Genomic DNA, 12,117 nt, shown 5'->3' with positions numbered 1-12,117 from the left:
AGTTTAAATGATAAAGGGGTTTAAAATGATGCCAAAAGAATTAATCGGGATGATTCATCTTAGAGCATTACCTACTTCGCCAAATAATACAGATTCAATCGACGAAATTGTAGAATTTGCCTTAAAAGATTTAGCAGCTTTGGAAAAGGGTGGAGCAACTAAAGTTATAGTTGAGAATTTCTTTGATATTCCTTATTTAACTGATATCAATTTTGAAATATATATAGCTTATACCCATATTTTTACTCGTATAAAAGAGTGTGCTTCTATTCCACTCGGAGTTAATATCCACTCTTGTTATAACTCAGAAGAAATGGTCATTGCCTCTCTATGTGGTGCTGACTTTATAAGAGCTGAATCTTTTGTTGAAACACGTCACTCAATGGGTGGCATATTAAAACCAATGGCAGCAGGTTTAATGAGAAAGAAGAAATTCTTATCTTCTGAAGTGAGCGTATTTGCTGATGTAAACGTCAAGGAATCCTACCCATTTAGCCCACAAACTATTGAAGAAGCAGTTAATGATGCCATAAAAGCAGGTGCAGATGCCATCATATTAACCGGGATAGAAACAGGAAACGCACCTTCTTCAAAAGATGCAAACATCTTAAAGAAACTAGTTGGAGAAACCCAATTGATAATTGGTAGTGGAGTCAATCAAGAAAATATAGCAGATTTACTTGATTATGCAGATGGTGTGATAGTCGGGTCTTCAATCAAATCCGATAATAAAGTAGAAAATCATGTGTCCGAAATTAAAGTCCGTGAACTATCCAATTTACTATAATTAGTACTTACTAACGCTTCGAATAAATTCTACAATGTTCAGCTCTAGTACTAAGACAGAAAAAATACCTCCCCACATCTTATATTATGATAATTGAGTATAACATCATAAAAAGATTGGGAGGTATTTCTAATAACTAATATACGTTCCTTCTAAACATTAACTATCTACCTAAATTCCGTAGAATATCAATCCTGACCACGGAATACACATTTTAATCGCTCGTTTATCACAGATAACTGTCCGTAAAACTCGGGGCAACAACGGGTTACTCGTCCCACCGGAAATATCTGCATGACCTACATCCTGTGGGCCCAACTCCCACTGATTGAAGTTTCGTTTTATGTAGTCTTCAGTAATAACCTTACCTTACAAGTCTGCCTGCTTCTTTTTATAGTAATCCAAAATATTTATTTATTCATTTATTTCTTTGATCACACGTGCTGGGTTACCCCCTACAACCACATTATCTGGAACAGATTTTGTCACTACAGCACCAGATGCGACGACAACATTATCACCGATTGTTACTCCTGGATTAATCACCGCACTGCCGCCAATCCAAACATTGTGCCCAATCGTAATTGACTTTCCAAGTTCCTGACCTGAGTTACGCAGGGTGGGCCCAAGCGGGTGTGTCGCCGTATAAATTTGCACGCCCGGTGCTAACATACAGTTATCACCAATATGAACCTCGCATACGTCTAGAATACAGCAGTCAAAATTCGCATAGAAGTTTTCTCCCACATGAATATTATAACCATAATCACAACGAAAAGTGGGTTCGATATTAATATTTTTCCCCATTGAACCTAGCATTTCTTTTAGTAATTGTGAACGTTTTTCATCTTCAGTTTCGTCTGTTTGATTATATAAGTGAACAAGACGGCGTGCATTTTTCCGCCCCTTTACTAGCTCTAGATCTTCAGGACGATACAGCTCTCCTGCAAGCATCTTTTCCTTTTCAGTTTTCAATTCCAGCAATCCCTTCCCTATTAATTAAATTTATTACAGCTAGCATTAGTCTAGCAAAAATAAACCCACCTGTATAGACAGATATAAAGCAATTTCCTCAAAAGATTTTCTTTTCATTATCAAATATATTTATTTAAACGATAATTTAAAGGGGCAAATTTTTTCTTTTTAATTTTTAAGTATAGATTATCGATAGCATCAAATACTATTAAAACAACAGAAACAGCTTATTATCAGACTGAATCTTTCTACTTGACTTATAAAATAGATACTTTATAATAATGGATATCGAATTAGAATTATTATCGATAAATACTTCCTATTGAGAAGTCATTGATCCTTTAATAATTCTAAAAATTTAAGGAGGAATAACTATTATGTCACTTATTGGATCAGAAGTACAACCATTTACAGCACAGGCTTTTCAAGCAGGTAAGGATTTCTTTGAGGTAACAGAAGAAAATCTAAAAGGAAAATGGAGTATTGTTGTATTTTATCCAGCAGATTTCTCATTTGTATGCCCAACTGAATTAGAAGATGTTCAAAAAGAATATGCAACACTTAAAGATTTAGATGTTGAGGTATATTCGGTTTCAACAGATACACATTTTGTCCACAAAGCATGGCATGAGCACTCTACAGCAGTGGGCTCAATTGAATATATTATGATCGGTGATCCATCACAAACGATTACACGTCAATTTGATGTTCTTAATGAAGAATCTGGTTTAGCTGATCGTGGTACTTTTATCATTGACCCAGATGGTGTTATTCAAGCGGTAGAAATTAATGCAGATGGCATTGGTCGTGATGCAAGTACACTTATTAATAAAATTAAAGCAGCTCAATATGTCCGTAAAAACCCAGGTGAAGTTTGCCCAGCAAAATGGGAAGAAGGCGGCGAAACACTTAAACCAAGTTTAGATATTGTAGGTAAAATTTAAGGAGTCTGATCATAATGTTAGAAAAGGATATTAAACAACAACTCGCACAATATCTAGACCTGTTAGAAAGTGATATTGTTATTAAGGTAAGTGCAGGTGACGATAAAGTTTCTCAGGAAACACTTGAGCTCGTTAATGAGATTTCAGAGATGTCATCGATGATTTCTGTTGAAGAAACGACATTAGAGCGTACACCTAGCTTTAGTATCAATCAAAAAGGTGCGGAAGATAGCGGAATTGTATTCGCTGGTATCCCACTTGGTCACGAATTTACATCATTAGTACTGGCACTTCTCCAAGTAAGCGGTCGTGCACCTAAGGTCGAAGATAGCGTAATCGAGCAAATTAAAAATATTGAAGGCAAATTTCATTTTGAAACATATGTCAGTTTAACTTGTCACAACTGTCCAGATGTTGTTCAAGCTTTAAACCTAATGAGTGTCATTAACCCTAATATTTCACACACAATGGTAGAAGGCTCCGCTTTTAAAGATGAAGTAGAAGGTAAAAACATCATGGCGGTCCCATCTGTTTATTTAAATGGTGAATTTATGGCTAGTGGCCGGATGACCATTGAAGATATTCTCAATGAAATGGGAAGTGGTGTTGACGCTTCTGAAATAAACGCTAAAGACCCGTTCGATGTCCTTGTTGTCGGCGGTGGACCAGCTGGTGCAAGTTCAGCGATTTATGCTGCCCGTAAAGGGATTCGAACAGGAATCGTTGCTGATCGTTTTGGCGGTCAAGTCATGGATACATTAGGTATCGAAAACTTTATTAGTACAAAATATACTGAAGGTCCTAAACTAATGGCTGAGGTCGAAGAACATGTCAATGAATATGATGTTGATGTAATGAAAGGACTCAAAGCTAAAGACATTATTAAAAAGGACCTCTTTGAGGTTGAACTTGATAATGGTGCTATCTTAAAGAGTAAAACACTTATTCTTTCAACAGGTGCACGTTGGCGTAATGTTGGCGTTCCAGGAGAAGTTGAGTACAAAAATAAAGGAGTTGCCTATTGTCCACACTGTGATGCCCCTCTATTTGAAGGAAAACATGTAGGTGTCATTGGTGGAGGTAATTCTGGAATTGAAGCAGCAATCGACTTAGCTGGCGTTGTTAAACACGTAACAGTGTTTGAGTTTTTACCGGAGCTTAAGGCAGATGCTGTTCTTCAAGAACGTCTCCGCAGTTTACCAAATGTTGATGTTGTTGTAAATGCACAGACAACTGAAATTACTGGTGATGATACGGTTAATGGACTAACTTATATTGATCGTGAAACAAAGGAAGAGAAACATGTTGATCTTGAAGGTGTCTTCGTTCAAATCGGGCTAGTTCCTAACACAGAATGGCTTGGCACTAAAATTGAACGTAATAAAATGGGTGAAATTGTTATTGATAAAAATGGTCAAACAAGTATCCCAGGTATCTTTGCAGCAGGTGATTGTACAGATACCCCATATAAGCAAATCATTATTTCAATGGGGGCAGGTGCTACTGCTTCACTAGGCGCTTTCGATTACCTGATTCGAAACTAATATAATTCCTGAGCATCTGCTTGATGTTCAGGTTTTTTTATTCTATGCTCGATTGAGTCGGTTCAATGCTCGAACTCGAACGCACGAAAATCTCATTTCGTGCGCTCTCACCTACCCTACGATGACGTCCTTTCTCCCCCGTTAGGGTGTAACGTTTGTCCGGTCATAAATCTTGAATCATCAGAAGCCAAAAATACATATGATGATGCCACTTCAAAAGGTTGTGCCATTCGTTTCATTGGATTTTGCGATCCGAAAATTGCAACATCATCCGCCGCAAAACTAGCTGGGATTAATGGTGTCCAAATTCGGCCCGGTGCTACCGAATTGACTCGAACCCCGTCTTTAACAAGACTGTTGGCCAAGGCCCTTGTAAATCCTATAATGGCTCCTTTTGTCGCTGTATAATCAATCATCAGTGCCTCTCCCGCATGTGCAACAATTGAACTTGTATTAATAATTGAGCTTTCAGGTTTTAAATATGGAATCGCAGCTCTTGTCACATAGAAATATGAATAAATATTGACTTTAAATGTATTATCAAACTGTTCATCAGTAACATCAAGCAGACTAGGTTGTTGAAACTGAATAGCAGCATTATTGACTAAGATATCAAGCTCGCCAAACTCGTTAACTGTTGCTTCAACAATAGCCAGACATTGCTCCTTGTGGCGTAAATCACCGGGTAACAATAAGCAGCGCTGCCCCAGCTCCTCAACTCTTTGCTTAGTCCGATTCGCATCTTCATGTTCATCTAAGTAAGAAATCGCTATATCCGCCCCTTCCTTTGCAAAGGCAATCGCAACAGCTGCACCAATTCCACTATCCCCTCCAGTTATAAGTGCCACTTTCCCTCTAAGTTTATGACTTCCCTGAAGATTTCTATTCTCAACAATTGGCTTTGGATCCATCAATGTTTCAAGTCCTGGCTGTTTGTATTGCCGTTGTTCAGGCACACTTAAATAAATATCTTCATATTTAGTCACTGATCCATAATAGGGATAAAGAGGATAACTATCTTGCCTCTGTTGTTTATTTTCATTAAACTGTTCACTCATTAGATAACCTCCTATTTTAATAGCCTATATTACTTTATGAACATGGGCTAAATGAGTGAAAAAATTAAAAAATCACGGACATATGAGACATACCTGAATAGAATAGTGAATAAAGGGGGAATGAAAGATGAATTTTTATTATTATCCAGGTGTTCAATTACTATTATTTAATGAAACCAATCAAACTGTTGAATTACTCTACCATGATAACCCTTATACAATGACAATGTCCCTAATTGGTGAAAGGCCGCCTTATTATATCAATCCAAGGCTGACTGAAACATTTCCAATCCTATAGATCAAACAAAACTGCCCCAAGCAAGGCTCTGGGGCCTAGTACTTTTCAACTGAAAAAAATTCCCTCGCCCGATCGATAGTAAAATATGATAAGATCATATCAGTTAGGGGGAAAACAAATGAACAAAAAAGAAATTGCTGACATTCGAAAACAATTTAAGAAAAATAATGATTTATTACATATTAGTGAAATTTTCAATGTGTATGTTATGAAAGAATCAAGTGACATTTATCATCAACAAAGCCAACCTTTTGAGCTACTCGATCAAGATGAACAAGAGCTCTTTCTAAATAATTTTAAAAAAGTCCTAACCGGCTCAGTTGATGAAAAATTATTTGAGCTCAAATTCCAGACAGATATTGAGGACTCAAGTCAGCTCATTTTACATCAAGCTTTATTAACAGATGACCAAGACAATTGGAAAGCACAAATGATTCAATTAGTTGAAAAAATACTCCAGACAAAACAATATGAAATGGATATTGTGATCACCTTCATCAAAGCAGAATATTTCAAACCGATCAAGCGGCAAAGTACCGAGGATGAAGAGAGTGAATACAATTCTCTACACTCCCATGCTTTTATTTTATCCAGTATCAATCAAACTCAAGAGCCAAAAAAGGAATTGCATTTTGATTATATTGAAAAGGAATTCAAGTATAACGTCGTGGTTGATCCTGTAATTAATCTTCAAAAACCGATTGGTGGGTTTTTGTTTCCTTGTTTTATCGACCATGCCGCTGACGTGAATCGTATTCTCTACTCTGCACCAAAAGCGAATGAACCAGATGAAGATTTTATTGCAGAGGTACTCAATGCAGAGGAAACAATCACAGCTAAAGAGGACAAAATTATCTTTGAAGAAGTTGTTCGTGATGCCATTGGTCATCAGCTCAACACATCAACCCTGGCAAATATTTATCAAGAAGTTCATCGTGTTGTTGAAGAGGATGAGGAAGATTCTGCAACATTAGATTATCAAGATGTTGAAAATGTTTTAAAGTATAGTGGTGTTGAAAATGTTGATACTGAAAAAGTTGAAACAGCTTTTAACAATGTTATTGATGATAATCAATATCAGTTAAAAGCCAAAAATATTGTACCAAAATACAATAAAAAATCGATTAAAATTAATACGAAGATAGCTAATGTTGCCATTAGTCCAGAAGATTTACATCATGTTAGACAAATCCACTTTGGTGGTAAACGCTATTTAATGATTGAAGTTGAAGAGGAAACCATTATTGATGGGTTTACCATGATCCCTGAGGTTTTCGGAGATAAGTCTGAAGAGGACTAAACAAAAGTAAAAACCGCATGAAACAAGGCTGCTTAATATAATAAGCAGACAAATTTCATGCGGTTAATAGCTTAAACTAGAGACTTCAAAAGCACATTTTTCCCTTGCCTTCATCTACCTCATTCGAGTAAACAATGTACTAGTTGCATTAAAATATTCTGAACTATCTGTTATTTATACTTTGTACCCATCCATTGCTTCATCCTCATCAGCAAAGCCAATTGGAAAGTTTTCTTATACGGTAACTTCAGCAGTACTCTCATCATCTTCCCACTTACTAAGATAAAATTATGATGGGAACCGATATTTTAAGCAAAGCTTTTTAGCTGAACAAGTTTTCAGTTGAAAAAACGAACAGATAACTTTACTAATCTGAATCGATATAGTATGAGTCATATAAACAATTCAGCAAAATAGGAAAAACAAATGCAATAAGGGCATCCCTGAATAGTTACTAGTCGAGCAACTATATTCTGAAGGAAAAAACCTCTATTCAGTTAACTTGTCCAATTTTTCTAAACAAGCTTGGCGAAATCTCGATATTCCATATCTAGGGCCTCTGCCACACTTTTATTCGTTACATAACCATCATAAGTATTAATACCTGTATAAACCATATTACTTTGTTCAGCAGCAACAATGACACCTTCACCAGCAATTTCTAGTGCATATGGAACGGTAACATTCGTTAGCGCTATCGTTGATGTTTTTGGTACAGCACCTGGCATGTTAGGGACCGCATAGTGTAATACGCCATGTTTAATATAAATTGGATCATCATGAGATGTTGTGCGATCTTCTGTTTCAAAAATACCGCCCTGATCAACGGCAATATCAACAATAACAGAACCTGGTTCCATTGACTTAACCATTTCTTCAGTTACTAGTTTAGGAGCCTTAGATCCAGGAATCAAAACAGCACCAACAACAATATCTGCATCTTGAATGGCTTCAGCAATATTCACTTTATTTGACATCAATGTCACCACATCATTACCATATAACTCTTCAATATGTTGCAGCACATCCGCCTTAACATCAAGAATCGTCACATGAGCCCCTAAGCCTTGAGCAATCTGTAATGCATTTTGTCCTGCTACTCCCCCACCAATAATCACGACTTTACCATTTTTAACACCTGGTACGCCACCGATTAACTTGCCATTTCCTTGCTGAGGACTTTGCAAGAAATATGAAGCAGTTTGCACCGAAATTCTACCGGCGATAACACTCATCGGCATGAGCATTGGTAAATCACCATTGGGTCCAACCATAGTTTCATAAGCCACCGCAGTTGTACCAGACTCAACTAATGCTTTAGCCAATTCAGGTTCATTCGCTAAGTGGAAATAAGTATAAATGATTAAATCTTTTCTAAAATATTTATACTCACTTTGTTGTGGCTCTTTTACTTTCATAATCATATCTGCAGACCAAACATCTTCAGCTTTATCAAAAATTGTTGCACCGGCATCTTGATATTCTTGATCTGTTATACCTGCTCCAATGCCTGCTCCAGCCTCGATAAAGATATCATGGCCTTTTTGTCGTAAAAGCTCTACACCTGTTTCCGTGATTGCTACACGGCTTTCATTCAACTTGATTTCTTTTGGTATCCCGATTTTCATTTTAGCTCTTCCTTCTTTCTTAGATGGATTAACAAATTCTAAAATCATGCATTTTGTTAAAAAATGCCCGATACTTTAATTATGTTAACATTTATTGAGTCTTGACACCAGCTATTCAGTCAGATAAGATGATCTTTTTCATTAAAAAATGAGATAAATCGCTAATATTAGCTCTTTTCATATATAATACTATACCCTAATTTAACAACTTTAATATAGTAGTCTTTAGATTAATTTAATTTCTAAATGGCAGTCCTATCTAATGACAGTTAATACAGATCAAATGATATTAAGACGTGCATAATTCTTATAGTGAGTATTCCATCGGTTGAATTCGCCATATCCAGAGACTGCTGTTATCAGTCCTACCGTAAAGCTTAAGCCCAACACCTATTTATGAAATATAAAACGAAACATCGTGTTGGCCCGAGTTTTATGGTCGGTTATCTGTGATAAACCCTTCGTAGCTTCCTCTAGTATGACTATCCGACTATCCGTCCCATCGAAGAGAGTTATCTATTCCAATGCGAAGGAAAATTAGGTCGCCATGATACCAAGGTGTAATTGATAAGATATACAGCTCTTCTAAAGAAAGCTGAGGTTTACTTACCTGTTGACATTCTTCGACATTAGTGATTTAATGTACGTATTAATAAATTTCATTTTTTCAATGTATTTGGGATTTGTTACTTTAAGTAGGCATTACCCATGTAAAAATGAAGCTCCGTGCGGGCTCTCATTTTTGCATGGGTTTTTTTGTGTGTTTTTTGTGTATATTAATACATTAGGAGGTGGACAGTCGTTATTATGAAATTCTTAAAAGCCTTTAACAACAATGTCGTATTGGTAAAAGACAGCTCTCAGATCGAATGGATAGTTATTGGCAATGGGATAGGGTTTCAAAAGCATTATGGTGACATCATCAAAGAAGAACATATTCGTAAGAAATTCATCACAACTGAAATAGATAACCAAATATCTCTAGACGATATTTTGCATGCCATTACCTTTGAAGAACATCAAATGACCATGGATATTGTCCAATTAGCAAAAAAGGAATTAGATATTAATTTTTCTTCTATCAATTATCTTACATTAGCAGATCACTTACACCATGCCATTGTAAGGTCAAAAGAAAAAAATACCCTCTCTATCGATCAATGGGAGGTCAGTAAGCTTTTCCCTAAGGAATATGCATTTTCAAAAAAGGTCATTGACTATTTGAAATGTAACTATAACTTTCATTTACCGGCATCTGAGACAACCTATTTAACATTCCACTTTATTACCGTGCGAAATAATTGGGAGCTTGTTTCACAAACAATGGAAATGACAAAGTTAATGAGTCGAATTGTAGAAATTATTCAATATGATTTTCAAGAAAAAATGGATAATACGAGCTCTAGCTATAGCCGGTTTATTACACATCTCCGCTACTTCTTTTTAAGATACAGTACGGAAGAAAAAACAACATATCCATTAAACAAGGATATTATCAAACTCGTTTCGGAAAAATATCCACGAGCATTCAACACTGGTAAAAAAATCGCAAGCTTTTTATATGAAGAAATGAAATGGACACTAACTGATGATGAGTTAGTTTATCTAACCTTTCATATCATAAGACAAATGGATAAAGGAGATTAATTATGAGCAAAGAAATAGCCAATCAAATTGTTGATTTGGTTGGGGGAAAAGACAATATTACAGATGCCTGGCATTGTGCTACCAGGTTGAGAATGTTCGTCAATAAAAAAGATCAAGTAGATGTTGAAAAAATAAGTCATTTAAAAGGAGTTGTAACAGCACAATTCTCTGGAGAGCAATTACAAATTATAATAGGCAGTAAAGTAGCTAAAGTATATGCTGAAGTCATTGAAATCACTGGTCCAATGACGAGTAAGGAGCAATCAGATCGTTCTAATAAATCAAGCTCTGGCGTTGTTTCAACCATAATGGAAACCATTTCAGGTATTTTCACTCCTATTTTACCGGTTATTGCTGGAGCAGGTCTATTAAAAGGTCTGCTTACACTATCTGCCGGTTTAGAATGGTTATCTGAAGATGCGGATATTTATAAAGCTTTATTTATTGTCGCTGACTGTGCATTTTACTTTTTACCATTTTTACTCGCTTCCTCGGCAGCTAAAATATTTAAAACAAATAACTTTTTAGCCTTAGCAGTAGCAGGTTCTATGTTCTATCCAACGATCATGGACTCCTTTCAAGCCATATCAGCTGGACAAGAAGTTGACCCTATTACACTATTCGGCTTTATAGATATACCCTTTTTAAATTATAGTTCTTCAGTTATTCCTATTATATTAGGAGTTTGGTTATTAAGCTATGTAGAACCTGCCGTTAAAAAAGTCGTTCCAAAACCGGTTAGCATTATGTTTACCCCTATGATAACACTTATAGTTGTTATTCTTTCAACCTTAATTGTATTAGGACCATTGGGCAATTATATTGGTGAAATATTAGCTATTGCGATTAGCTGGTTGTTTGATAATGCAGGAATTATTGCTGGGCTTTTAATGGGCGCTACCATGCCATTGATCATTATGACAGGGATGCACTACGCATTATTCCCGCTGGTATTTAACAACTTTGCTTTACTTGGTCATGACAAAATGTTGAATCCCGTCGCATTGGTTACTAATGTTGCTCAAAGTGGAGCTGCTTTTGCCGTTGCCATCAAATCAAAGAACAAAGAAATGAAGGAATTAGCAACATCATCTGGTGTATCTGCCTTATTAGGTATCACAGAACCCGCCATGTATGGGATCAACCTTAAACTCAAACGCCCTTTCTATGCTTGTTTAATCGCTGGGGGAATTAGTGGTGCGATCGTTGTAGGATTTGGACTTAAGAGCTTTGCTTTTATAACAGGGATTATTTCCTTAACTGCTTACGTAGAACCTGGTAACCCATGGAACTTAGTGATTGCGATTAGCGGGTTTATCTTAAGCTTTGTCTTAGCCTTTGTGCTAACATTTATTCTTGGGTTTGAAGATATTCCTGAAGAGGAACTTGAAGAAGATTTGGGGGCTGGAACGTCAAGCACGCCTACTCCTTCTCAACAAGATGAAAATACAGACAATACCCCTGTGCATTTAACAGAGAAAAAGATAATAGCTTCACCTGCAACGGGTAAAGCTATTCCGATAGAAAATGTTAATGATAAAGTGTTTTCCAAGGAAATTATGGGGGTATCTTATGCAGTTACACCTAACAAAGCGGAGATTGTAGCCCCTATTGACGGGGAAATCGTCTATGTTGCAGACAGTAAGCATGCGATTGGATTGAAAACAAAAGAAGGTATTGAGCTATTAATTCATATGGGAATAGATACAGTCGAACTAAAAGGAAAATACTTTGATACAACTGTAAAAGCAACAGAGCAAGTAAGTAAAGGAACATTATTGGCAACCATGGAAGTAGATAAGATTGCTAAAACTTATGATCCAACTGTTATTACAGTCATTACCAACAGTCAAGACTTTCAAGATATGAAAAAACAACATATCAATCAAGAAGTCACACCTGATCACACTATTTTTGAAATTGAGTAAGGAGCGAT

Annotated in this window: 10 protein-coding genes; 7 read left to right on the top strand and 3 right to left on the bottom strand. The window is 36.3% G+C overall.

Annotated elements, in window-relative coordinates; all coding sequences use genetic code 11:
* Positions 1-28: 28 nt before the first annotated feature.
* Positions 29-787 carry a BtpA/SgcQ family protein gene (locus tag ACS127_RS06845; protein ID WP_440897677.1) on the top strand — a complete coding sequence of 253 codons (759 nt, stop codon included), beginning with the start codon at positions 29-31 and terminating at the stop codon, positions 785-787.
* 414 nt (positions 788-1,201) lie between these two features.
* Here ACS127_RS06845 and ACS127_RS06840 read toward each other — a convergent pair whose 3' ends face one another.
* A complete protein-coding gene (locus ACS127_RS06840; RefSeq protein WP_440897676.1) occupies positions 1,202-1,762 on the bottom strand; it encodes a maltose acetyltransferase domain-containing protein in 561 nt (186 codons plus the stop codon).
* A 377-nt stretch (positions 1,763-2,139) separates the two neighbouring features.
* On the opposite strand from ACS127_RS06840, the gene ahpC reads away from it, so the two are divergent.
* Entirely contained in the window at positions 2,140-2,706 is a 567-nt protein-coding gene (gene ahpC, locus ACS127_RS06835) for an alkyl hydroperoxide reductase subunit C (protein ID WP_440897675.1), read from the top strand.
* A 14-nt stretch (positions 2,707-2,720) separates the two neighbouring features.
* The gene (gene ahpF, locus ACS127_RS06830; RefSeq protein ID WP_440897674.1) at positions 2,721-4,250 is read left to right on the top strand and encodes an alkyl hydroperoxide reductase subunit F; all 1,530 of its coding nucleotides are present in this window, start codon (positions 2,721-2,723) and stop codon (positions 4,248-4,250) included.
* A gap of 116 nt (positions 4,251-4,366) precedes the next feature.
* On the opposite strand, the gene ACS127_RS06825 is transcribed toward ahpF, so the two are convergent.
* The gene (locus tag ACS127_RS06825) at positions 4,367-5,308 is read right to left on the bottom strand and encodes an SDR family oxidoreductase (RefSeq protein ID WP_440897673.1); all 942 of its coding nucleotides are present in this window, start codon (positions 5,306-5,308) and stop codon (positions 4,367-4,369) included.
* A 127-nt stretch (positions 5,309-5,435) separates the two neighbouring features.
* On the opposite strand from ACS127_RS06825, the gene ACS127_RS06820 reads away from it, so the two are divergent.
* Both ACS127_RS06820 and ACS127_RS06815 read left to right on the top strand, forming a co-directional pair.
* Complete coding sequence (locus ACS127_RS06820) at positions 5,436-5,606, top strand: hypothetical protein (protein ID WP_440897672.1); 171 nt, start codon at positions 5,436-5,438, stop codon at positions 5,604-5,606.
* A 118-nt stretch (positions 5,607-5,724) separates the two neighbouring features.
* The gene (locus ACS127_RS06815) at positions 5,725-6,906 is read left to right on the top strand and encodes a DUF4317 domain-containing protein (RefSeq protein WP_440897671.1); all 1,182 of its coding nucleotides are present in this window, start codon (positions 5,725-5,727) and stop codon (positions 6,904-6,906) included.
* A gap of 515 nt (positions 6,907-7,421) precedes the next feature.
* On the opposite strand, the gene ald is transcribed toward ACS127_RS06815, so the two are convergent.
* Positions 7,422-8,534, bottom strand: coding sequence for an alanine dehydrogenase (ald, locus tag ACS127_RS06810; protein WP_440897670.1), 1,113 nt, complete (start codon positions 8,532-8,534; stop codon positions 7,422-7,424).
* Between the two features lie 807 nt (positions 8,535-9,341).
* On the opposite strand from ald, the gene ACS127_RS06805 reads away from it, so the two are divergent.
* The gene (locus tag ACS127_RS06805) at positions 9,342-10,181 is read left to right on the top strand and encodes a PRD domain-containing protein (RefSeq protein WP_440897669.1); all 840 of its coding nucleotides are present in this window, start codon (positions 9,342-9,344) and stop codon (positions 10,179-10,181) included.
* A gap of 2 nt (positions 10,182-10,183) precedes the next feature.
* Complete coding sequence (locus ACS127_RS06800) at positions 10,184-12,109, top strand: beta-glucoside-specific PTS transporter subunit IIABC (protein WP_440897668.1); 1,926 nt, start codon at positions 10,184-10,186, stop codon at positions 12,107-12,109.
* Positions 12,110-12,117: the final 8 nt, after the last annotated feature.

The sequence above is a fragment of the Amphibacillus sp. Q70 genome (assembly GCF_052055485.1).
GTDB lineage: Bacteria > Bacillota > Bacilli > Bacillales > Amphibacillaceae > Amphibacillus.
Note: the sequence above shows the minus strand (reverse complement) of the source record. Positions and strands in the feature narration are given on the sequence as shown.